Origin of the sequence: Streptomyces sp. NBC_00683 (genome assembly GCF_036226745.1) — a bacterium.
Classification (GTDB): Bacteria; Actinomycetota; Actinomycetes; order Streptomycetales; family Streptomycetaceae; genus Streptomyces.
The window spans coordinates 7597185-7617418 of record NZ_CP109013.1 but is presented as its reverse complement, the minus strand read 5'-3'; the positions used below and the strand labels follow the sequence as shown (position 1 = coordinate 7617418).

26 protein-coding genes and 1 riboswitch are annotated in these 20234 nt (G+C 70.7%); of the genes, 14 read left to right on the top strand and 12 right to left on the bottom strand.

The annotated features are described in order from the left end of the window. Positions 1–14 precede the first annotated feature (14 nt). The 4 genes from OG257_RS33210 to OG257_RS33195 form a co-directional block, all read right to left on the bottom strand. Entirely contained in the window at positions 15–1736 is a 1722-nt protein-coding gene (locus tag OG257_RS33210; protein WP_329213452.1) for an urease subunit alpha, read from the bottom strand. Beyond that, entirely contained in the window at positions 1729–2040 is a 312-nt protein-coding gene (locus OG257_RS33205) for an urease subunit beta (RefSeq protein WP_329213450.1), read from the bottom strand. The genes OG257_RS33210 and OG257_RS33205 overlap by 8 nt, the downstream gene beginning before the upstream one ends. A gap of 15 nt (positions 2041–2055) precedes the next feature. After that, positions 2056–2358, bottom strand: a complete 303-nt coding sequence (locus tag OG257_RS33200; protein WP_329213448.1) for an urease subunit gamma — start codon at positions 2356–2358, stop codon at positions 2056–2058. A gap of 136 nt (positions 2359–2494) precedes the next feature. Beyond that, positions 2495–3124 (bottom strand): TetR/AcrR family transcriptional regulator, encoded by a 630-nt coding sequence (locus OG257_RS33195; protein ID WP_329213446.1) that lies wholly within the window; start codon positions 3122–3124, stop codon positions 2495–2497. Between the two features lie 108 nt (positions 3125–3232). On the opposite strand from OG257_RS33195, the gene OG257_RS33190 reads away from it, so the two are divergent. After that, a complete protein-coding gene (locus OG257_RS33190) occupies positions 3233–4225 on the top strand; it encodes an ABC transporter permease (protein ID WP_329213444.1) in 993 nt (330 codons plus the stop codon). A gap of 79 nt (positions 4226–4304) precedes the next feature. On the opposite strand, the gene OG257_RS33185 is transcribed toward OG257_RS33190, so the two are convergent. Together OG257_RS33185 and OG257_RS33180 are read right to left on the bottom strand one after the other, a co-directional pair. Continuing rightward, the gene (locus tag OG257_RS33185; protein WP_329213442.1) at positions 4305–4592 is read right to left on the bottom strand and encodes a type II toxin-antitoxin system Phd/YefM family antitoxin; all 288 of its coding nucleotides are present in this window, start codon (positions 4590–4592) and stop codon (positions 4305–4307) included. A gap of 161 nt (positions 4593–4753) precedes the next feature. Then, positions 4754–5149 (bottom strand): PPOX class F420-dependent oxidoreductase, encoded by a 396-nt coding sequence (locus OG257_RS33180; RefSeq protein ID WP_329213440.1) that lies wholly within the window; start codon positions 5147–5149, stop codon positions 4754–4756. A gap of 582 nt (positions 5150–5731) precedes the next feature. Between OG257_RS33180 and OG257_RS33175 the strand changes: the two genes are divergently transcribed. Further along, complete coding sequence (locus tag OG257_RS33175) at positions 5732–6367, top strand: ATP-dependent Clp protease proteolytic subunit (RefSeq protein ID WP_329213438.1); 636 nt, start codon at positions 5732–5734, stop codon at positions 6365–6367. Between the two features lie 6 nt (positions 6368–6373). Beyond that, entirely contained in the window at positions 6374–6682 is a 309-nt protein-coding gene (locus OG257_RS33170; RefSeq protein ID WP_329213435.1) for a hypothetical protein, read from the top strand. A 7-nt stretch (positions 6683–6689) separates the two neighbouring features. Here the strand turns inward: OG257_RS33170 and OG257_RS33165 are convergent, their stop codons facing one another. Next, positions 6690–7376: a TetR/AcrR family transcriptional regulator gene (locus OG257_RS33165; protein ID WP_329213433.1), complete on the bottom strand. Its 687-nt coding sequence runs from the start codon at positions 7374–7376 to the stop codon at positions 6690–6692. 75 nt (positions 7377–7451) lie between these two features. Between OG257_RS33165 and OG257_RS33160 the strand changes: the two genes are divergently transcribed. The 4 genes from OG257_RS33160 (at position 7452) to OG257_RS33145 (ending at position 10535) form a co-directional block, all read left to right on the top strand. After that, the gene (locus tag OG257_RS33160; RefSeq protein ID WP_329213431.1) at positions 7452–8144 is read left to right on the top strand and encodes an NAD(P)-dependent oxidoreductase; all 693 of its coding nucleotides are present in this window, start codon (positions 7452–7454) and stop codon (positions 8142–8144) included. After that, positions 8141–8545, top strand: coding sequence for a pyridoxamine 5'-phosphate oxidase family protein (locus tag OG257_RS33155; RefSeq protein WP_329213429.1), 405 nt, complete (start codon positions 8141–8143; stop codon positions 8543–8545). The genes OG257_RS33160 and OG257_RS33155 overlap by 4 nt, the downstream gene beginning before the upstream one ends. After that, complete coding sequence (locus OG257_RS33150; protein ID WP_329215478.1) at positions 8542–9450, top strand: haloalkane dehalogenase; 909 nt, start codon at positions 8542–8544, stop codon at positions 9448–9450. Before OG257_RS33155 ends, OG257_RS33150 begins: the two co-directional genes overlap by 4 nt. A gap of 438 nt (positions 9451–9888) precedes the next feature. Next, positions 9889–10061: riboswitch (cyclic di-AMP (ydaO/yuaA leader) on the top strand. A gap of 3 nt (positions 10062–10064) precedes the next feature. Beyond that, the gene (locus OG257_RS33145) at positions 10065–10535 is read left to right on the top strand and encodes a C40 family peptidase (RefSeq protein WP_329213427.1); all 471 of its coding nucleotides are present in this window, start codon (positions 10065–10067) and stop codon (positions 10533–10535) included. 66 nt (positions 10536–10601) lie between these two features. Here the strand turns inward: OG257_RS33145 and OG257_RS33140 are convergent, their stop codons facing one another. Further along, positions 10602–11240, bottom strand: a complete 639-nt coding sequence (locus OG257_RS33140) for a LysE family translocator (RefSeq protein WP_329213425.1) — start codon at positions 11238–11240, stop codon at positions 10602–10604. Positions 11241–11312: 72 nt separating this feature from the next. Between OG257_RS33140 and OG257_RS33135 the strand changes: the two genes are divergently transcribed. Then, the gene (locus tag OG257_RS33135; protein WP_329213423.1) at positions 11313–12230 is read left to right on the top strand and encodes a LysR family transcriptional regulator; all 918 of its coding nucleotides are present in this window, start codon (positions 11313–11315) and stop codon (positions 12228–12230) included. A 2-nt stretch (positions 12231–12232) separates the two neighbouring features. Here OG257_RS33135 and OG257_RS33130 read toward each other — a convergent pair whose 3' ends face one another. Beyond that, a complete protein-coding gene (locus tag OG257_RS33130) occupies positions 12233–12664 on the bottom strand; it encodes an ATP-binding protein (RefSeq protein WP_329213421.1) in 432 nt (143 codons plus the stop codon). Positions 12665–12896: 232 nt separating this feature from the next. On the opposite strand from OG257_RS33130, the gene OG257_RS33125 reads away from it, so the two are divergent. After that, positions 12897–13754, top strand: coding sequence for a helix-turn-helix domain-containing protein (locus OG257_RS33125; RefSeq protein ID WP_329213419.1), 858 nt, complete (start codon positions 12897–12899; stop codon positions 13752–13754). A gap of 31 nt (positions 13755–13785) precedes the next feature. After that, positions 13786–14004 (top strand): DUF397 domain-containing protein, encoded by a 219-nt coding sequence (locus OG257_RS33120; RefSeq protein ID WP_329213417.1) that lies wholly within the window; start codon positions 13786–13788, stop codon positions 14002–14004. On the opposite strand, the gene OG257_RS33115 is transcribed toward OG257_RS33120, so the two are convergent. Further along, the gene (locus tag OG257_RS33115) at positions 13997–15145 is read right to left on the bottom strand and encodes an 8-amino-7-oxononanoate synthase (protein WP_329213415.1); all 1149 of its coding nucleotides are present in this window, start codon (positions 15143–15145) and stop codon (positions 13997–13999) included. The two genes, OG257_RS33120 and OG257_RS33115, sit on opposite strands and share 8 nt — an antisense overlap. A gap of 143 nt (positions 15146–15288) precedes the next feature. Between OG257_RS33115 and bioB the strand changes: the two genes are divergently transcribed. The 4 genes from bioB (at position 15289) to OG257_RS33095 (ending at position 19198) form a co-directional block, all read left to right on the top strand. Continuing rightward, positions 15289–16452, top strand: a complete 1164-nt coding sequence (bioB, locus tag OG257_RS33110) for a biotin synthase BioB (protein ID WP_329213413.1) — start codon at positions 15289–15291, stop codon at positions 16450–16452. Beyond that, positions 16445–17749 (top strand): adenosylmethionine--8-amino-7-oxononanoate transaminase, encoded by a 1305-nt coding sequence (locus OG257_RS33105; RefSeq protein ID WP_329213412.1) that lies wholly within the window; start codon positions 16445–16447, stop codon positions 17747–17749. The genes bioB and OG257_RS33105 overlap by 8 nt, the downstream gene beginning before the upstream one ends. Before the next feature lies 1 nt (position 17750). After that, the gene (gene bioD, locus OG257_RS33100) at positions 17751–18440 is read left to right on the top strand and encodes a dethiobiotin synthase (protein WP_329213411.1); all 690 of its coding nucleotides are present in this window, start codon (positions 17751–17753) and stop codon (positions 18438–18440) included. 65 nt (positions 18441–18505) lie between these two features. Next, positions 18506–19198 carry a class I SAM-dependent methyltransferase gene (locus OG257_RS33095; RefSeq protein WP_329213410.1) on the top strand — a complete coding sequence of 231 codons (693 nt, stop codon included), beginning with the start codon at positions 18506–18508 and terminating at the stop codon, positions 19196–19198. A gap of 135 nt (positions 19199–19333) precedes the next feature. Here the strand turns inward: OG257_RS33095 and OG257_RS33090 are convergent, their stop codons facing one another. Together OG257_RS33090 and OG257_RS33085 are read right to left on the bottom strand one after the other, a co-directional pair. Next, positions 19334–19705, bottom strand: a complete 372-nt coding sequence (locus tag OG257_RS33090) for a fic family toxin-antitoxin system, toxin component (protein ID WP_329213409.1) — start codon at positions 19703–19705, stop codon at positions 19334–19336. Beyond that, entirely contained in the window at positions 19702–19929 is a 228-nt protein-coding gene (locus tag OG257_RS33085; protein ID WP_329213408.1) for an antitoxin, read from the bottom strand. Before OG257_RS33085 ends, OG257_RS33090 begins: the two co-directional genes overlap by 4 nt. Positions 19930–20234 lie beyond the last annotated feature (305 nt).

Here is a 20234-nt window from a genome sequence, read left to right as displayed (position 1 = left end):
GTGCTGCCCCGCCCTCAGAAAAGGAAGTAACGCTGGGCCATGGGGAGTTCGGCTGCCGGAGCAGGTTCGACCTGCTCCCCGTCGATGGTGACGGCAAAGCTGTCGGGGTCGACCTTGACCCGCGGCATCGCGTCGTTCTCCCGCATGTCCGCCTTGGTGACGCCACGGGTGCTGGTGATGGGCACGAACGCCTTGCCCAGCCCCAGCCGGTCCGGCAGCCCGTCCTCGATGGCGGCCGTGGACACGAAGTTGAAGGAGTTGGCGGCGGGCGCACGCCCCACGGCGCCGAACATCGGGCGGGGCATCACGGGCTGCGGGGTGGGGATCGAGGCGTTGGCATCGCCCATCTGCGCGTACGCGATCTGCCCCCCCTTGATCACCGTCTGCGGCTTGACGCCGAAGAAGGCCGGGTCCCACAGCACGAGGTCGGCGAGCTTCCCCGTCTCGACCGAGCCGATCTCCCGGTCCAGGCCCTGGGCGACCGCCGGGTTGATGGTGTATTTGGCGACATAGCGACGAGCCCGGTGGTTGTCGGCGGCCCCGTCGCCCGCCAGGGAACCGCGCCGCCGCTTCATCACGTGGGCGGTCTGCCAGGTACGCAGGATCACCTCGCCGATCCGTCCCATCGCCTGGGAGTCGGAGGAGATGATCGAGATGGCGCCGAGGTCGTGGAGGATGTCCTCGGCCGCGATGGTCGAGGGCCGGATCCGGGACTCGGCGAAGGCCAGGTCCTCCGGGACGGCGGGGTTGAGGTGATGGCAGACCATCAGCATGTCGAGGTGTTCCTCGATCGTGTTGACGGTGTGCGGCCGGGTCGGATTGGTGGAGCTGGGCAGGACGTACGGCTCCGAGACCACGCTGATGATGTCGGGGGCGTGCCCGCCGCCCGCACCTTCGGTGTGGTACGCGTGGATGGAGCGCCCGGCGATGGCGGCGAGGGTGTCGGCGACGAATCCGGCCTCGTTGAGCGTGTCCGTGTGGATGGCCAGTTGAGCGCCGGTCTCCTCGCAGACGCTCAGACAGGCGTCGATGACGGCGGGGGTGGCGCCCCAGTCCTCATGGATCTTGAACCCCAGTGCTCCGGCGCGCAGCTGGGAGTGCATGGCCTCGCGGGACATCGTGTTGCCCTTGCCGAGCAGGCCGATGTTGACCGGATAGCCCTCGAGGGCCTCGAACATCCGGGCGAGGTGCCAGGGGCCCGGGGTGATCGTGGTGGCCTTGGTCCCTTCCGCCGGTCCCGTGCCGCCGCCGACGAGCGTGGTGATACCGGAGGAGAGCGCCTGGTCGACGAGGGTCGGGGAGATGAAGTGGACGTGCGCGTCGATGGCACCCGCGGTGATGAACTTGCCGTTGCCCGCGATGATTTCGGTCTCGGGGCCGATGACCAGATCGGGGTGGACGCCGTCCATCGTGTCGGGGTTGCCGGCCTTGCCGATGCCGGTGATCCGGCCGTCGCGGATACCGATGTCGGCCTTGACGATGCCCCAGTGGTCGATGATGACGGCGCCGGTGACGACGGTGTCGGGTGCCCCCTCGGCGCGGGTGGTGCGCGCCTGGCCCATCGATTCGCGGATCACCTTGCCACCGCCGAACACCGCCTCGTCACCGGCCCTCCCGGGGCCGCCCGAGCGGTCCTCCTCGATCTCGACGACGAGATCGGTGTCGGCGAGCCGGATGCGGTCACCGGTGGTCGGCCCGAACAGGTCGGCGTACACGGCGCGGCTGAGCTCAGGCATCGAGGGAACCTCCGGTTTCGCCGCGCAGCCCGGGGACGGTGCGCAGGCCTGCGAGCGGGACGAGTTCGACGTCGACCGGGACACCGGGTTCGAAGCGCACGGCGGTACCCGCTGCGATGTTCAGCCGCAGCCCGTGAGCTGCTCGGCGGTCGAAGTCCAGACCGGGGTTGGCCTCGGCGAAGTGGTAGTGCGAGCCGACCTGGACGGGCCGGTCGGCTGCGTTGAGGACGGTGATGCGGGTGACGGGGCGCCCCTCGTTGAGCCGCACCGTGCCTTGCGCGTACAGGATCTCTCCGGGAATCATCCGGCCGCTCCCCCGTCAGACGATCGGATCGTGGACGGTGACGAGCTTGGTGCCGTCCGGGAAGGTGGCTTCGACCTGGACGTCGTGGATCATCTCGGGGATGCCGTCCATGACGTCCTCGCGGGTGAGCACCTTCCTGCCGGAGGCCATCAGTTCGGCGACGGTCCGGCCGTCGCGCGCGCCCTCCAGGAGGTGGGAGGTGATCAGGGCGATCGCCTCGGGGTGATTCAGCCGCAGCCCGCGCGCCCTGCGCTTCTCGGCGACATCGGCCGCCACATGAATGAGCAGGCGTTCCTGTTCGTGCGGAGTCAGTTGCACGCTTCCACCTCTTCGTCTTCCGCCCGGGACCGGCCCGGGCGCAGCGGGACCCTATCCCCGTTCAACACTCTGTTGAACGATGAAGCGGATCGCGCGGCCAGGTATTGCACGTTAGGGCGGAAGTTTTTCCGGCGCGTTAACTGATCTTTTGCAGATCCATGGACATCAGCCCGCGCAGGCCGCTTTCGAGGATCTCCGGGCCGACGTCGCCGAACATGGCCAGCTGGGCGATGTACCCCTGCGCGACGGCGATCAGCGTGCGGGCGACGTGTTCGTCCGGCACCTCGGCGGTGAGCACTCCGGCGGCTCGGTACGCACCGACCAGTTCCGCCCAGGCCACGCGCAGACCCGCGTAGGCCTCACCGAGCGTGGCCGACAGCCGCTCGCTGCGCAGGGTCTCGGACCACACCTGGACGATCAGCCCGGCGTAGGCCCTGCGGTCCAGCCCGCCCGCCCTGTCCGTCCCGTCACCGAAAAGAGAGCGCACCACGCGGCCGATCAGGACATCGGGAGTGGGCGGCGGACTGTCCTGGGACGCCTGCTCGAAGGCCTGGCGGACGCCGCCGACCGCCTCCCCCGCGATGGCCGCGATCAGGTCCTCCTTGCCGCTGAAGTAGCGGTAGACCGCCCCAGCCGACAGCCCGACCTCCTTCAGGACGTCCTGCATCGAGGTGCCGTGGAAGCCGTCACGGGCGAAGGCGCGTGCGGCGCCGTCGAGGATCTGCCGGCGGCGGGCGTCGAGGTGTTCCTGGGATACACGAGCCATGGAGCCCAATCTAAAACGAACGTTCCTTCTTGACAAGGCACCGACCCGGCAGGACAGTGGGAGAAACGTAAAACGAACGATCCTTCTCTTTGAATTGAGGCGCTCGTCATGCCTGGACAGAACCGCCGCGCGGTGGCGGTCATCCTGCTCGTACCTCTGATGGTGACCCTGGCGCTCTGGGCCTTCTCGTGGCCCGCCGCCCGCACAGCACCGCGGGACCTGCCCCTGGGCGTCGCCGGCACCGCGCCGGCGGCCGACCAGCTGCAGGAGCAGCTCGAGCGGCGCGAGGGCGCCTTCGAGATCCACCGCTACGACGACGCGGCCGCCGCCCGTGCCGCCATCGAGGACCGGGTCGTATACGGCGCCGTCGTGGCCACCGAGAAGGGTCCGCACCTGCTCACGGCGTCGGCGGCGAGCCCGATCGTCTCCCAGCTGCTGCGCGAGGCGGTCACCGCCGCGGCCCCCGCGGGTGCCGCGGTGCCGGTCACCGACGTCGTCGCTGCGCCGGGGACCGATCCCAGGGGCGGCGTGCTCGGCGCGAGCATCCTGCCGCTGGCCCTCGCGGGAGTCGCCTCCGGAGCGGTGGTGACGCTCATGAAACTGCGCGGCGCCCGTGCCGCCGTGACACTGACCGGCGCGGCCGTGCTGGTGGGTGTCGCCGCCACGGCCGTGGCCCACAGCTGGCTCGGAGTGATCACGGGCAACTGGTGGGCCGAGGCCGGCACCATCGGGCTGACCGTGGTGGCGATCGGTGCGGCCGTGGCGGGGCTCGCCGCCCTGATCGGCACGCCGGGCATCGGACTGGGCGCTCTGCTGATGGTGCTGCTGGGCAATCCGTTCTCCGGGGTCACCAGCGCCCCCGAGCTGCTGCCCGAACCGGTCGGCATGATCGGTCAGTGGCTGCCGCCGGGCGCGGGCGGATCACTGCTGCGATCCGTGGCGTTCTTCGACGGAAGTGCGGCCGGCGGGGCCATGGCGACCCTGGCGATCTGGGCCGTTCTCGGCCTGGCCGCCGTCCTGATCGGCGGCCGCACACGGCAGGGGAACCCCGACCGCGCCGAACCCTCCGAGCGGAAGCCCGCACCCGCCCTCACGGGCTGAGCGACTCCGCACCGGTACCGCCGTGCACCCCCGCCGTAGCGGACGGGGGTGCACGGCTCTGTCGTTGCGCTGCCCGGAGTCAGTCGTCCCGGCGGTCGTCGTGGCCGCTGTGCTCAGCGGCGATGCCGAAACGGCGCCGTTCGGCCGGGGCGGACGTCATGGAGCCGATCGAGGACACCGTACGAACGATCTGCTCCTCGGCCACCACCTCGTCGCTCTCGAGTCGCTGCAGGTCAGCCGCCGACACCAGAGCCACGAGCGGCTTGCCGTGCCGGGTCACGACCACTCGCTCACCACCGTAGACAACGCGGTTGATCAGTTCGGCGAGCTCTGCTCGGGCTTGCGTCACCGGAATCTCGTAGGCCATGGCCCCCAGCTTAAGGCGCGTGTTCCACGGCCCCGGGGCCCGTGCGGCACCAGAAGAACCGATCTCCGAACGGGGCCGGGCTTCTGGGTGCGTACGGTGTGCGCGAGACGGGGCGCCCGCCCGTTCAGCCCCCTTCGGTGGTCCACCCAGAGTTGTCGGCCTCAGACGGAGAAGCCGGAGATCCTCTGCGGAGTCACCCGGACGATCAGCCGCAGGACATCGTCCGACTCGGCGGGCGGGTCCTCTCCGAGGTACTTCTGCGAAAGCTCGCGCGGAAGCGACTTTTCCCGGTCCTCGATCAGTTCGACAGTGCCGCGGATGTCCACGGAGTGGTAGGGGTTCTCGATGTCGTAGACGGTAAGGCTGACCCGTGGGTCCCGTGTGAGGTTTCGGGCCTTCTGCCGCCCTGCCGTGGTGGAGAACAGCACCGCGTCCCCGTCCCTCGCTACCCAGACCACCGAGGTCTGTGGCCCTCCGTCCCGGTTCAGCGTCGCGACGGTGGCGAAGTTCCTCCCGTCCAGAAGCTTGCGCGTCTCCTCGTTGAACGCTACTGACACGGCGTCACCCTTCTGCCCGGATCTTGTGTTCACTGCTCGGGTGGAACGGATGCGAGGGCTGCGTTCTTCCCGATGCCGTGTCAAACAGCAGGCACCCGCCCGGGACAGCGGCAGCGCACCGAAAGCGAGGGGCACACCGCGTACCCCTCGCTCCGCCTGTCGAGCGCCCCTAGTCAGGGCACTTCTCGGGCTGACCAGGCGCGTCGACGTGGCGGACACGTGCGGCCTGGTCGTGGCGGGCCGGAGAGACAGCGATGGTTCCGCCGCACTTCGTACAGACGGTGACGGCATCAGCCTCGGACATGGAAGTGACCTTTCTCGTGGGGTCTCTGCGCTCCTTAGTTCACCCGCCGGGCGACGGACAGCGGTGCTCTCCAGGAATGTTCAGCGTGTCGCTCACCCACAGGGTCGACGCGGGCCTGCCCAGCCCGCCATATGAGGGGTTGTCAGCTTTCGTCCCTCGCTGATAGCGAAACCACATCGGACCGGTTGCTTCCCCCTGGATCCCTGGGCCATAGTCCCCATCAGAACCTTCTGTACGTCCTGTACATTTTTTACGGACTCCGAGGAAGAGGCAACGCCGTGCACCGTCCCTCCGCCCGCTACGTACTGCCCGAGTTCACCGAACGCACCTCGACCGGCACCCGGACGCTGGATCCGTACTCGAAGCTGCTCGCCGAACGGATCGTCTTTCTCGGCACGCCCGTCGACGACACCGCGGCAACCGACCTCATCGCGCAGTTCATGTACCTGGAGTACGCCGAGCCCGACCGACCGGTCTCCCTCTACATCAACTCGCCCGGCGGCTCGTTCAACGCCATGGCGGCGGTCTACGACACCATGCAGTACCTGTCCTGCGAGGTGGAGACCTTCTGCCTCGGCCAGGCGGGCTCCTACGCCGCCGCGCTGCTCGCAGCCGGCGCACCCGGCCGTCGACATGCTCTGCCCGGCGCCCGGGTAGTCATTCAGCAGCCGGCCCTCGACGAGCCGGTGCAGGGCCAGCCCTCCGACCTCGAGATCCAGGCGCGCGAGCTAATGCGTGAGCGCGACTCGCTCACCGCGATGCTGGCCCGTCATACGGGGCGTTCCGCACAGGACATCGGCACCGACCTCGAGCGGGACACCATCCTCGACGCCCCGGCCGCCAAGGCGTACGGACTGGTCGACCACATCACGGAGAACCGCAAACCGATTCGGCCGCCACACCCCGCGAGGTGATCCCCGTTGCTCTCCCCCCAGCTCCCGCCGCTCCCCGCGCTGACCCGCGCCGAGGGAGAGTTCATCGACTGCTACCTGGAGGTGCTCGACCAGGTCGGCCGGATCAACCCCGCCCGGGGCAGCGACACCTACGGAGCGCTCCGGGCCGCCCAGGCGCTGGCCTCACGGGCGACCGCCCTGCGCGATGCGCTCGCGCTGATGCATGAGCGGGGCGAGGCCCAGATCCATGCGGCCACGTTGGCCCGCGCGTTGCGGGTACTGGACGGCGAGCGTCGCGCGGGGCGGGTCACCGTACCCCCTGAATCGACGAGTTGACCGCCCCTCAGTGCGGCTCCGCTGCCGGGCCGCCGTCCTGACGCCGCTTCACGGCGCCTCCCCCGGAGACCCGCGCGCCCCGACGGTCCGCTCCGGTCGCCGCGGTGCGCGGCCTCGGGGCCAGCGCGGCGCGCAGCGCCGGCGCAAGGACGTGGCGGGTCTCTGACGGGGTGAGTGCCGCGGGGGTGGGGAGCGGGTTGAGGTAGCGCGTGTAGATGAGGCCGCCGAGAATCGTCACCACGGCCGTGGCGCGGGCGGTCGCGTCCCGCCCGCCGAGAAATTCAACAAGCCGGGCCAGCAACTCGCGTTCCAGGTATTCGCGGATCACCTCGGCCGCCTCCTCACCCCGGGTGGTGAGCTGCCGGAAGTCGGCGTCCTCCCACAGGTCCGTCACGGCGTCGATCAGGCGGTCGGGGAGGGTGGCCGGGTCGCCGCCGAGGACGTCGTCCACCGCCAGTGCGTTGGCGCACTGGAACTGCATCACGTCTGCGAACAGGCCCTTCTTCGAGCCGAAGTGGTACGCGATCAGCGCCGGGTCGACCCCGGCGGCCCCGGCCACCGCGCGCAGGGTGGTGAGCCGGTAGCCGCGCTCCAGGAACAGCGTACGAGCCGCCGAGACGATCGACTCGCGGGTCGGCGGGTTACCGCGGGGGCGGCCCCGGGGGCGGGCGGAGGCAGGGGCGGCGTTATTCATCAGCGTTGAGCCTGCGTTTCGCGGTCGGCACAGTCAAGGGCGTTCCGGAAGCCACACCAAGGGATGGCCCACACCATGCGTATCGCAGTCTTCGGCGCCAACGGACCGACAGGTCGCCACCTCACCGAGCAGGCCCTCGCGATCGGCCACGAGGTCGTCGCCGTGACCCGCCGCCCGGGTTCCCTCCGCACACGGCCGGGCCTCACCGTGGCGGTCGCCGACGCCACCGACCCGGAAGCCGTCGACGCCGCGGTCGACGGGACGGACGCCGTCCTCTCCGCGCTGGGCACGCAATTCTCCAAGGAGACCATCACCACGTACTCGGCGAGCGCCACGGCCATCACCCGGGCCATGGCCCGCCACGGCATCAAACGGCTGCTCACCGTCAGCTCCAGCATCGCCGACCCCGACTGGCGGCCCTCCGGCGCGCACTTCTTCAACCTTGTGCTCGACCCGCTGGTCAACCGACGCCTCGGCCGCACCCTTCACGAGGACATGCGCCGCATGGAAGCCGCGATCCGCCGAACGAACCTCGACTGGACGCTCGTCCGCCCCTCGGGCCTCTTCGAGCACCCCACCGTCACCGATTTCCACACCGCCGGGACGAGCGCCGACGGCGTCTTCACCGCCCGTGCCGACCTCGCCGCAAGCATGCTGCGCGAGCTGGAGGAGCGACGGTACGTCCGTACGGCCATGGGTGTCATCACCGATGCCGTGAGACCGAACATCGCCAAGCTGATCTGGAACGAGGGCGTGAAGAAGAAGTGAGCCGGGCGACTGTCGGACTACCGGCCGCCGCAGGGGCGTTCCTCGCTCTTCCCCATACGGCCACGCTGACCACCCTCCGTCCCGACGGCACCCCGCACGTCACGCCTGTCCGCTTCACCTTCGACGCGCCCACCGGCCTGGTCCGGGTGACCACCCGGGCGGGAGCCCGCAAGACCCGGAACGTGGCGGCAGGCGGCGCGGCGGCGCGTGTCGCGCTCTGCCAGGCGGACGGCTTCCGCTGGCTCACTCTCGAAGGCCGGGCCGCCGTCACCGACGATCCCGCGCGCCTGGCCGAGGCCGTTCGCCGCTACACCGTCCGCTACCGCACGGCACCGCCCGCCCCACCGGACCTGGTCGTCGTCGAGATGGCCGTCGACCGCGTCCTGAGCCTCAACCTCTGAATCTCCCTTACAGAAAGCGAAGTGACACCGCGATGCCCACCCTTCCCGTCCTCGATTCCACCCTCCACTACCGCGAGTCCGGCGACCCCGACGGGCTGCCGTTCGTCTTCCTCCACGGCAACCCCACCTCCTCCCACCTGTGGCGGAACATCCTGCCGGGCGTGGCAGCGCCCGGCCGCCGCCTCCTGGCCCCCGACCTCATCGGCATGGGCGACTCCGGCAAACCCGACCTCGCCTACTCCTTCGACGACCACGCACGCTATCTCGACGCCTGGTTCGACGCCCTCGGCCTTGCCGAGGCCGTCATCGTCGGCCACGACTGGGGCGGCGCGCTCGCCTTCGACCGCGCGGCCCGCCTCCCGGGCAGCGTGCGCGGCCTCGCCTTCACCGAGACGATCATCAAGCCGCTGGTCGGCAACGAATTCCCGTCGGCAGGGCGGGAGTTGTTCACTCTCCTGCGCACCCCCGGGGTGGGCGAGGAGATGATCCTGGAGAACTCACTGTTCATCGAGAGGTTCCCGGACACGCTCGCCACCCCGATGGACCCCGCCGATCTCGAGGTCTACCGCCGCCCCTTCCCGACCCCGCACAGCCGACGCCCGATCCTGGCGTGGACGCGCATGATGCCGCTGGACTCCGAGCCCGCCGATGTCGTGGCCCGCATCGAGCGCTACGACGCCTGGCTGGCCGCCAGTCCCGAAGTCCCCAAGCTGCTCGCCGCTTTCGAACCCGGCCCCGGCGCGATGACCGACCAGGGGGCCGTCGCCTGGTGCGAGGAGAACATCGCGGGTCTGGAGGTCTCCCGCCACGGCCTGGCCGGCCACCACTCCCCGGAGGACCGCCCCGCGGAACTGGCCGCGGCGATCAGCACCTGGGCCGACGCCCACGGGCTGGCACGGCTGTAGGTGTCCTCGAACGCGGCAGTGCCGTCACCGTCGCACACCCGAGCCTTGGTTCCTCGGCCGCCGCGAGCCCGCCGGGGTCTTCGAACAGTTGTCGTGTCAACGGCCGTGCCGATGTCCCCCGAGGCCGGACACGCCCGATGCGCAGATCAATTTTCCTCGCTCGTTCGGCGTAGAGCATCCCCCTCACGGGGGACAGCTCAACTTGCGCATCCCGCGCGGACACTGAGTGGAATTCACCGTTCCGCTGCTGGTACGAGGCCGGTCACGCAGCGTCGCCTCAGCTTCGGTCCCACCCCGTCCACCCGAACAGATCAGTCGTGATGACTCTCACAAAACGACCTTCACAGCGGAAATCCGGCGGTCCGTGAGTAAAGATCCCTGGGACGACAAGCCCCCGCCACCGCGGCGGGGCGGTCCGGGCGGACGCCGAGTCCTGCCGCTGCCCGGATGCCTGGTCGACAGAAGTGGATCGGCAGGAGTGGAGGACCCGAGCACAACGGGTCGACGGGATATCCCTTCGACCCTCGGGGTGAAGCCGCCAAGTGCGGCCGGGCAACTTCGCCAGCCCGAACCCGACAGGTCATCCTTCACAGGCGGCTGACGAAGGGTTGCGCATGACTGCGCAGGTTCATGTCCCGTCTCTTTTCGCCCGGGTCGGTACGGCCTCGGTTCTCACATTCGCCGTAGGCACCACCATGCTCGCCCCCGGCCTCGTCAACGAGGCCGAGGCCGCTGCCCATTCGACGAGGGCGCTCGACATCGCCGCCTCGAAGAAGGGTTCGCCCTACAGGTACGGCGCCAGCGGCCCCCACCGCTTCGACTGTTCGGGCCTCACGCTCTACTCGTTCAAGAAGGCGGGCAAGAAGCTCCCCCGCACGGCCCAGCAGCAGTACAACAAGACCCGTCACATCTCCTCGTCGCAACGGCGCCGCGGCGACCTGGTCTTCTTCCACGCGGGCCGGAGTGTCTACCACGTGGGCATCTACGCCGGCGGCGGCAAGATCTGGCACTCGCCGAAGACCGGGGCGGTGGTCCGGCTGGAACGGATCTGGTCGAAGAGCATCTGGTACGGGCGGGTCCGCTGACGGCGGCCCCGGCTGACACCGCCGTCAGCCGCTCCTGCCGGTCCCGCCGGGGGCCGCCCCGCCGAGTCAGTGCAGCAGCGGCCCGGTCACCAGCACGAGCCCCAGCGCGGTGAGAGCCGCGCCGCTGCCGCCCTCGATCGCGCGGGCGGTACGCGGCCGGCGCAGCCAACGGCCGAGGCGGTCCACCAGCAGGGCCACGGCCGGGAACCAGAGGAGCGCCAGCACCACGACCACGGCCGCCAGCAGCAGGGTCCTGGGAAGCGGCGGCTGCCCCTCGGGGACGAACTGGGGCAGCAGGCTCAGGAAGAGCACAGGCGCCTTCGGGTTCAGGGCGTTCGTCAGGAAGCCCTGACGCAGTGCCCGTACCGGCCCCAGCTTCGCGGCGGGCGCCTCCTCCGCAGCGGAGGCGCCCGCCGCGGTCCGCCGCCTGAGCGCGTACAGGGCGCTCACCCCCAGGTAGAGCACATAGGCACCACCGAGCAGCTGCACGGTGCGGAACAGGACGGGCATCGCCACCAGCACCGCCGCGAGTCCGGCGACGGCCAGCGCGGTGTGCACGAGCAGTCCCCCGGCGACACCCAGTGCCGCGGCCATGCCGGACCGGCGCGAAGCGAGGGCGTTGCGTACGACCACGGTGAAGTCCGCGCCGGGCAGGGCGACCATTCCCGCGGCGACCGGGATGAAAGCGAGCAGTTGTGCGTCCATGGGTACACCCTGACCCGGACGGCCCTTTAGCGTGTACTTGCAATCTTCTGGGTCTGCCAAAAGGAATGCTTTATGTACGATCCGACGCGGCTGGCCGCACTGGTGGCGGTCGCCGAGGCCGGTTCGATCACGAAGGCGGCCGCGAGGCTCGGTTACACCGCGCCCGCCCTGTCCCAGCAGCTCGCGAAACTGGAGCGGGAGGCCGGCGCCGCGCTTCTGGTTCGCCACCATCGCGGGGCGCGCCTGACGGCTGCCGGCGAGCTGCTGGCCGGGCGTGCCCGACGGGTCTTGGACGAGATGGACCAGGCACGGCACGAGCTGGCCCGGCTCGCGGGGCTGTCGGGAGGACGGCTGCGGGTCGGGACGTTCACCACGGCCGGGATCCACCTGCTGCCGCCGGTGCTCAGTGCGTTCCGGCGTGCCCACCCGGACGTGGAACTCACCGTGACGGACTACGAGCCGCCCGGCGGGGTGGCAGCCGTGGCCGCGGGCGACGTGGATCTGGCGCTGACCCATGCGTACGAACCGGCTGTCGCCGATCCGCTGCCCTCCGGGGTGTCCGCCGAGCCTCTGCTGGTCGAGGAGCTCGTACTGATCACGGCCGTGGGGCAGGCGCTGTCCGAGGGCAGCGGCCGGCTCCCGGTGGCCGAGCTGGCGGGCCGTCCGCTGATCAGCAGCGCACCGGCGCATCCACCCCGGCAGGGGGTGGAGCGTGCGCTGGCCGACGCGGGGGCCACTCCTGCCGTGGTGTGCGAGTCCCCCGGTTACGCGCTGGTGTGCGCACTGGTCAGTGCGGGTGTCGGCGTGGCCGTCGTGCCCGAGATGGTCGCTTCGATGTCCCCGACACCGCTCGCCGTGCGGCGCCTCGAACCCTCCGCCTTCCGCCGGACGATCTCCGTGGTGCACCGCGGCGACCGGTCGACGGCCGCGGCGGCGACACTCAGGGCTCTGCTGCGCAGCGGCTTCGGCCGCGCCACGGGGGCGCGGTGACGTCAGGCCTGGGCGGGCACGACCCAGGGAAGGGCGATCGACACGGTCTTGCCACCGTCCGGGGTGGGGCTGACGCTCAGCCGGCCGCCGCATTCCTTGGCGAGGGCCCTGATGATCACCATCCCGCGCCCGTTGTCCTGCTGGACGGCGGCGGGCAGCCGTTGGGGCCAGCGGGGGTGACTGTCCGTCACTCCCAGATACAGCTCGACGTCCCGGTCGAGGCGGAGATCCACCGTGAAGGTGGGCGACTGCCCGAAGGTGTGCTGGACGGCGTTGGTGGCGAGCTCCGAGACGATCAGCCGGATCGTGTCGGCGGCGTCGGTCCCGTCGGGGAGGCCCCAGCCGGCGAGAACGCCGGCCACGTACCTCCGGGCCCTGGAGACCGAGACCGGGTCGCTCGGCAGAGTGACGGTTGCTTCTTGATGGTCTGCCATGGCGACGCCGTCCCTTTCCCGCCCTGACCGACCTGCGATCGGCCTGGATTGTGCTTCGCGCCAGATTGCCACTGATGCCGCCCTCTGTAACGGCAATCCATCAAGATATGCATATATCTGTCGCCCAATACGGTGAACTCTGCCCCGGAAGCCGTATACGGGCGCAACACTGGCCCCCTTCCGAGCCGAACCCGGTACGGGCCGGCTCCCCGCCGAGCGGAAGGAGGCCGGCATGCGGCACGGCCCAGCGGTACGCCGACGCAAGCTCGGGGAGGAGCTGCGGAGTCTGCGCCACACCACGGGACTGACGAGCCGGGAGGCAGCCCGTCTGCTGGGCTGGCACCAGTCGAAGGTGAGCCGGATCGAGACGGGTGCCAGCGGAGTGACTCCCGGCGATGTGACCCGGTTGCTGGACGCCTACGACGTGGACGACGTCCACCTCCGGTCCCTCCTGGAGGCGCTCGCGGGCTCGGCGGGCGGCGGGGGCACCGGGTGGTGGCACGCCTACCGGGGCCTCATCCCGCCCCAGTACCGCGACTTCATCAGCCTGGAGTCCCAGGCCGGAGCCGCCCGCACACTGGAGACCTCGGTGGTCCCGGGGCTGCTCCAGACCGCGGACTACGCACGGGCGGTGACCCGGTCCTCGCTGGACGGACTGCCGCCCGGACAGCTGGACTCCCTGGTCGAGGTCCGGCTCGCCCGCCAGGGGGTGCTGTACGCGCAGCGCCCGCTGCAGTTGAGCGTCGTGCTCGACGAAGCCGTGCTGCGGCGCGGAGTCGGCGGCCCCCAGGTGATGAGGGAACAGCTCGACCATCTGACACATGCAGCTCAACTACCCCACGTGCAACTGCAGTTACTGCCGTTCGAGGCCGGCAGCTACATCGGCCTCACGGGGCCTTTCGTTATCTTCTCCTTTCCGAACATTTCTGATCTGGATGTGGTCGTTCTTGACCATTTGACGAGTAGTCTCTATCTGGAGCGGAGAGAAGACCTTGAGGCGTACAGCTCGGCCTTCCGCACGATGCAGGCTCACGCACTGTCGCCGGAGCGATCGCTGGACCTCATCGCCGCAGTCAGCCGCGGCGATTGACCGGACCTACAGACTGCCCGAGGGGGGCACGATGTCCGACCGTCTCGCACACCGTCTCGAACAGCACCAACTGCGGTGGCGCCGCAGCAGCCGCAGCACCGGGATGAACAACTGCGTGGAAGCAGCCCGGCTCGGCGACGAGCATCTCGCCGTACGCGACTCCAAGGACGTGGACCTGCCGCCGCTGCGCTTCTCGGCGACGGCCTGGACCTCCTTCGTCGCCGGGCTGGGTGACCGCCGGGTCAGCTGACCTGCGAGGGTGCCGATGCCACGATCGTGGCCACCGCGGTCGCGATCTGCTCACGGCTCAGGTCCGCCCGTGCGGTCAGCCGCAGCCTGGAGATCCCGTCCGGCACCGACGGCGGCCGGAAGCACCCGACCGCGAGTCCGGCCGTGCGGCAGTCCGCCGCCCAGCGCACCGCCGCCTCCGCGGACGGCGCGCGGACGGAGACGACCGCCGCGTCGGGGCGTACCGCTGTCAGACCTGCCGCGGTCAGCCGCCCGTAGAGGTCGAGGGCGACCTCGCGGGCCCTGTCCGCCCGTTCCGGTTCGCGGCGGAGCAGCCGGAGAGCGCCCAGGGCCGCTCCTGCCGCCGCCGGCGCGAGACCGGTGTCGAAGATGAACGTACGGGCCGTGTTGACCAGATGGTCGATGACCCGGGCGGGGCCGAGGACCGCACCGCCCTGGCTGCCCAGGGATTTGGAGAGGGTGAGCGTGGCGACGATGCCTTCGCCGCCCGCCAGCCCGGCGGCGGCGAGCGCTCCGCGTCCGCCCTCGCCCAGCACGCCCAGGCCGTGCGCGTCGTCCACGAGCAGTGCCGCGCCCTCGGCGCGGCAGACATCGGCGAGCTCCGCCAGCGGCGCGGCATCGCCGTCCACCGAGAAGACGGAGTCCGAGACGGTCAGCGCACGTCCGTCGTGCGCCTGGAGCGCTTTGCGCACGGCGTCGGGGTCCGCGTGCGGCACGACCGCCGTGGCGGCCCGCGAGAGCCTGCACCCGTCGACGATCGAGGCGTGGTTGCCCGCGTCGGACACGATCAGCGAGCCGTGTCCGGTGAGTGCGGTGAGGGCGGCGAGGTTGGCCGCATACCCGGACGAGAGCACCAGGGCGGCTTCGAACCCGCAGAAGTCCGCGAGCTCGCGTTCGAGTTCGGCGTGCAGCGCGGTGGACCCGGTGACCAGCCGTGAGCCCGTGGCGCCGGCGCCCCAGCGCCGGGCCGCGTCCGCCGCCGCAGCGGTGACTTCGGGGTGCCGGGTGAGGCCGAGGTAGTCGTTGCTCGCGAGGTCCAGCAGTTCCGCTTCGGCCGGCCGGGGGCGCAGGGTCCGGACGAGTCCGGCGGCGGCACGGCGACGGGCCTCGTCATCGATCCAGTCGAACGGGGCGAAGGGCATGGGAGGGTCCCTTTTGTAGGCAGCTCACAGACCCTAGCCCGGTGCGCAGCAGGTCAGGATGTGGCAATACACACACCCTTGGCCGCCTCTCCTGTCCGGTTCCTCCTTGGCCGGAGGCCGTGCCGTACGTAAGGATCAGGTCCATGGACCTGCTGAACACGCTGGTGGACAAGGGGCTGCGGCGCGAACTGCCGACCCGTGAAGAAGCGCTCGCCGTACTGGCGACCTCCGACGACGAACTGCTCGACGTGGTGGCCGCGGCCGGAAAGGTGCGCCGCCAGTGGTTCGGGCGACGCGTGAAACTGAACTATCTGGTCAACCTCAAGTCCGGGCTCTGCCCCGAGGACTGCTCGTACTGCTCGCAGCGGCTGGGATCCAAGGCGGAGATCCTCAAGTACACCTGGCTCAAGCCGGACGAGGCGACGAAGGCCGCGACCGCCGGAGTGGCCGGTGGCGCGAAGCGCGTGTGCCTGGTGGCGAGCGGCCGCGGACCGACGGACCGGGACGTCGACCGGGTGTCGAAGACCATCGAGGCCATCAAGGAGCAGCACGAGGACGTCGAGGTGTGCGCCTGCCTCGGTCTGCTGTCCGAGGGCCAGGCGGACCGTCTCAGGTCCGCGGGCGCCGATGCGTACAACCACAACCTCAACACCTCGGAGGGTACGTACGGCGACATCACGACGACCCACACGTACGCCGACCGGGTGGATACCGTGCAGCAGGCCCAGGCCGCCGGCCTTTCGGCGTGCTCCGGGCTGATCGCGGGCATGGGCGAGACCGACGCCGACCTGGTGGACGTCGTCTTCTCGCTGCGCGAGCTCAACCCGGACTCGGTGCCGGTGAACTTCCTGATTCCGATGGAGGGGACCCCGCTCGCCAAGGACTGGCACCTCACCCCTCAGCGGTGCCTGCGCATTCTGGCGATGGTCCGGTTCGTCTGCCCGGACGTGGAGGTACGTCTCGCGGGCGGACGCGAGGTCCATCTGCGCTCGATGCAGCCGCTCGCCCTGAACCTGGTCAACTCGATCTTCCTGGGTGACTACCTGACCAGTGAGGGCCAGTCCGGCCAGACCGACCTCGACATGATCGCGGACGCCGGTTTCGAGGTGGAGGGGGCGGGCACGACGACCCTTCCCGAGCACCGCGTCCAGGCGGGCGGCGGCTGCGGTTCGCACGACGGCGGCTGTGCACCCTGCGGTGACGCCCCCGAGGCGGCCGCGGACGACGCCGAGGTCCCGGCGGCGCGAACGGATCTGGTGGCGGTCCGCCGCCGCGGTGCCGGTACGGACCTCGCGCCCAATGCCTGAACCGCTCACGCCCAGCCGGCTGCGAGCCCTGGACCGTGCCCACGTCTGGCATCCCTACGGCCCGATGCCGGGCCGTCAGGAGCCGCTGGTCGTGGAGTCCGCGTCAGGTGTACGGCTCCGGCTCGCGGAGCCCGCTGAGGGGCACCGCGAGCTGGTGGACGGTATGTCCTCCTGGTGGTCGGCGGTACACGGCTACAACCATCCGGTTCTCAACGAGGCCGCACGCGGCCAGCTGGACCGGATGAGCCATGTGATGTTCGGCGGGCTCACCCACGAGCCCGCCGTCCGGCTGGCCACCCGGCTGGTGGAGATCACTCCGGAGCCGCTGCGGCACGTCTTCCTCGCCGACTCCGGATCGGTCTCGGTCGAGGTCGCGGTGAAGATGTGCCTGCAGTACTGGCGCTCGGCCGGCCGGCCCGCCAAACACCGGCTGCTGACATGGCGCGGGGGCTATCACGGGGACACCTGGCAGCCGATGTCGGTGTGCGATCCCGAGGGCGGGATGCACGAACTGTGGTCGGGGGCCCTCCCGCGCCAGATCTTCGCGGACGCTCCGCCGGACGGCTTCGACGCCGAGCCGGACGAGGCCTACGTGCGTCATCTGCGGGAGACCGTCGCGGACCACGCCGATGAACTGGCCGCGGTGATCGTGGAACCGGTGGTGCAGGGTGCCGGCGGGATGCGGTTCCACTCGCCCGCGTACCTGCGGGTGCTCCGCGAGGCGTGCGACGAGAACGACGTACTGCTCGTGTTCGACGAGATCGCGACGGGATTCGGCCGCACGGGGCAGTTGTTCGCAGCCGGGCACGCCGGGGTCTCCCCCGATGTCATGTGTGTCGGCAAGGCTCTGACCGGCGGCTATCTGACGCTGGCCGCGACGCTGTGCACCTCACGGGTGGCGGAGGGCATCTCGAGCGGGGACGTGCCGGTGCTGGCGCACGGGCCGACGTTCATGGGCAACCCGCTCGCCACGGCGGTCGCCTCCGCGTCCATCGACCTGCTGCTGGGCCAGGACTGGGAGCAGGAGGTGAAGCGGATCGGCGCGGGACTGCGCGACGGCCTCGCGGAGGCCTCCGGGCTGCCGGGGGTCCTGGACGTACGGGTGCTGGGCGCGATCGGAGTGGTACAGCTCGATCACGAGGTGGACATGGCGGCCGCGACGCGTGCCGCGGTCCGCGAGGGCGTCTGGCTGCGGCCGTTCCGCGACCTCGTGTACACCATGCCGCCCTATGTGACGGGCGACGACGATGTGGCACGGATCTGCCGGGCCGTGTGCGCGGCAGCGCGGGAAGGGTGACATGACGATTCTGGTGGTGTCGGGTACGGGCACGGAGATCGGCAAGACGGTCGTGACAGCCGCGGTGGCCGCGGCCTTCCGGGGCCGCCGGGTCGCGGTGCTCAAGCCGGCCCAGACCGGGCTGGCCCCCGGCGAGCCCGGGGACGCCGCGGAGGTGGCACGGCTGGCGGGCGCCCATGTGACTGCGGTCGAACTGGCACGTTTCCCGGAGCCGCTGGCCCCGGCGACGGCCGCGCGCCGCGCCGGCATGGCGCCCGTACGCCCGTACGAAGTGGCCGAGGCCGCCCAGAAACTGGCGACGGAGCACGATCTGGTGCTCGTCGAGGGTGCGGGCGGACTGCTGGTCCGGTTCGACGACGAGGGTGCCACTCTGGCGGACGCCGCACGCCTGATGGCGGCGCCCGTGCTGATCGTGACACCCGCGGGCCTGGGAACCCTGAACGCCACCGCGCTCACGGCCGAGGCGCTTCGGGCGCGCGGCATCGAGTGCCTGGGCGTGGTGGTGGGCAGCATGCCGCTCGAACCGGATCTCGCCGCCCGCTGCAATCTCGACGACCTTCCGGTCGCGGCGGGCGCCCCGCTGCTCGGCGCGGTCCCGGCCGGGGCGGGATCGCTGCCTCCGGCCGACTTCCGTGCGCGGGCCGCGAGTTGGCTGGCACCGGAGCTCGGCGGTGACGGGTACGGCCGTTGAACGGCTGAGCGGGCCCGCACGGGGGAGAATCGAGGTAGCCGTACCTGCCCTCGAGGAGGCCCGTCATGCCGAGGTCCGTCACGCACCTGCGCAGCACGAAGATTCCACGGGACGCGGTGCACCACCCGGTCTTCGCCCGGTTCTACGCCCGGATGAGCGTGACCGCCGATCTGAAGGGCGGCATCGCCGCCCACCGCGAGGAGCTCCTGTCCGGGCTCTCGGGCCGGGTCATCGAGATCGGCGCGGGCAACGGCCTCAACTTCGCGCACTATCCCGGGGCCGTCTCCGAGGTGGTGGCGATCGAACCCGAGCGCAGCCTGCGCCAGCTGGCGGCCGGCGCCGGCCTGCGTGCGGAGGTCCCGGTCGATGTGGTGCCGGGCACGGCCGAGGCCCTGCCGGTCAAGAGCGAGGCCTTCGACGCGGCCGTGGCCTCGCTCGTCCTGTGCACCGTCCGGGACCTGCCCCGGGCCCTCGGTGAGATCAAACGGGTGCTGCGGCCGGGCGGTGAACTGCGCTTCTTCGAGCACACGCTGGCGTCCGGACGGGCGCTGGCGACCGCCCAGCGCGCGGTGGACCGCACCGTCTGGCCGCTGCTCTTCGGTGGCTGTCACACGGCGCGGGACACCCTTGCGGCGATCGAGGCAGCCGGCTTCGAGCTGGGGACGTACCGCAGGCTGCGGATCCCGGAACGGGGTGTGCAGCTGCCGTCCTCACCCTGCGTGCTCGGGGTGGCCCGGCGCCCCATGGCCGTGGACTGAGAGACGCGGCGCGCGGCCGTGGACGGAGGGTTCCGGCCGTGGAATCGGGTGCGCGCCGCGACGGGCTCGGGCACGCGGCGTGCGGCGTGCGGCGTGCGGCGTGCGGCGTGCGGCGTGCGGGCGGAGCCTGCCCGGTCACAGGGTCCACTGGCGCAGTTCGTCCGCGATGGCCCGGACGTCCGCCTTGCCCTCCTTCACCAGCAGGGCCAGGTCGCGCACCTGTTCGGGCGACGTGATGACCTTCAGCCCCGACGCGACGAGATAGCCGTACGCGACTGCGGACGCGAACATCGCGTTGGAGTGCTCCAGAGCCGGTACGTGAAGGAGCAGCTGCAGCAGAGCCGCAGCCCGGGAGTGCGGATCGCTGTAGACGGGGCTGCCGAAGATCTCCGCCTCGTGCCGGCCCACCGCGGCGACGAGCGCACCCCAGTCGACGACCTGCGGATCACCGGGCGTCTTGTGCTCGGCGACCATGAGCAGCCAGGAAAGGTCGATCTGCAGGTTCAACGGCTGCCTTTGCGCTCCGTGCCGAACTCCTCGGCGAACACCGACTCGTACTGCTTCATGAAGTCGGCCGCAGCCTCGACGAAGGTGTGTCCCACCTCGCCCGCATCCTGTTTGACGAGCTCCTCTATGTAGCGGTTCACGCTCATCCCCCGCTGCAGCGCGCGCTGTCGCGCCGCTTCGGCGGTGGCCTCGTCCACTCGAACGTTCAGCTGAGTCTTGGGCACACCATCACGCTAGCGTGCCTGCGCTAGCACCGGCAAGAGGAACCGGCGCGTGCCCCCTGCACCGGTGCCACCACTCGCGGGACGCGCGCCCCCGCACCGCCCGGCGGGACGCCGGTGAGCTGGGACAACGCCGCCGCACACCCCCCGCGATGCCGCACGCACCCGAGTGCCGCACACCTGCGGGCTACGGGCGCGCCCCACGTGGCGTGAGCGCTTCGGCTCCGTGCGGACACGACTGCGTCATCCGGCGGAAACACCCTCTCCCTAATTTCTATCGTCCGACAGGAATACGGCTTCGGCCGACT

What these genes read in the sequence shown, in the direction of transcription:
- OG257_RS33095 (WP_329213410.1), top strand. Translation starts at nt 18,506, where the DNA reads ATGCCGAGGTCCGTCACGCACCTGCGCAGCACGAAGATTCCACGGGAC.
- OG257_RS33120 (WP_329213417.1), top strand. Translation starts at nt 13,786, where the DNA reads ATGTCCGACCGTCTCGCACACCGTCTCGAACAGCACCAACTGCGGTGG.
- bioB (WP_329213413.1), top strand. Translation starts at nt 15,289, where the DNA reads ATGGACCTGCTGAACACGCTGGTGGACAAGGGGCTGCGGCGCGAACTG.
- OG257_RS33195 (WP_329213446.1), bottom strand. Translation starts at nt 3,124, where the DNA reads ATGGCTCGTGTATCCCAGGAACACCTCGACGCCCGCCGCCGGCAGATC.
- OG257_RS33165 (WP_329213433.1), bottom strand. Translation starts at nt 7,376, where the DNA reads ATGAATAACGCCGCCCCTGCCTCCGCCCGCCCCCGGGGCCGCCCCCGC.
- OG257_RS33210 (WP_329213452.1), bottom strand. Translation starts at nt 1,736, where the DNA reads ATGCCTGAGCTCAGCCGCGCCGTGTACGCCGACCTGTTCGGGCCGACC.
- OG257_RS33125 (WP_329213419.1), top strand. Translation starts at nt 12,897, where the DNA reads ATGCGGCACGGCCCAGCGGTACGCCGACGCAAGCTCGGGGAGGAGCTG.
- bioD (WP_329213411.1), top strand. Translation starts at nt 17,751, where the DNA reads ATGACGATTCTGGTGGTGTCGGGTACGGGCACGGAGATCGGCAAGACG.
- OG257_RS33105 (WP_329213412.1), top strand. Translation starts at nt 16,445, where the DNA reads ATGCCTGAACCGCTCACGCCCAGCCGGCTGCGAGCCCTGGACCGTGCC.
- OG257_RS33190 (WP_329213444.1), top strand. Translation starts at nt 3,233, where the DNA reads ATGCCTGGACAGAACCGCCGCGCGGTGGCGGTCATCCTGCTCGTACCT.
- OG257_RS33140 (WP_329213425.1), bottom strand. Translation starts at nt 11,240, where the DNA reads ATGGACGCACAACTGCTCGCTTTCATCCCGGTCGCCGCGGGAATGGTC.
- OG257_RS33160 (WP_329213431.1), top strand. Translation starts at nt 7,452, where the DNA reads ATGCGTATCGCAGTCTTCGGCGCCAACGGACCGACAGGTCGCCACCTC.
- OG257_RS33130 (WP_329213421.1), bottom strand. Translation starts at nt 12,664, where the DNA reads ATGGCAGACCATCAAGAAGCAACCGTCACTCTGCCGAGCGACCCGGTC.
- OG257_RS33115 (WP_329213415.1), bottom strand. Translation starts at nt 15,145, where the DNA reads ATGCCCTTCGCCCCGTTCGACTGGATCGATGACGAGGCCCGTCGCCGT.
- OG257_RS33145 (WP_329213427.1), top strand. Translation starts at nt 10,065, where the DNA reads ATGACTGCGCAGGTTCATGTCCCGTCTCTTTTCGCCCGGGTCGGTACG.
- OG257_RS33135 (WP_329213423.1), top strand. Translation starts at nt 11,313, where the DNA reads ATGTACGATCCGACGCGGCTGGCCGCACTGGTGGCGGTCGCCGAGGCC.
- OG257_RS33185 (WP_329213442.1), bottom strand. Translation starts at nt 4,592, where the DNA reads ATGGCCTACGAGATTCCGGTGACGCAAGCCCGAGCAGAGCTCGCCGAA.
- OG257_RS33205 (WP_329213450.1), bottom strand. Translation starts at nt 2,040, where the DNA reads ATGATTCCCGGAGAGATCCTGTACGCGCAAGGCACGGTGCGGCTCAAC.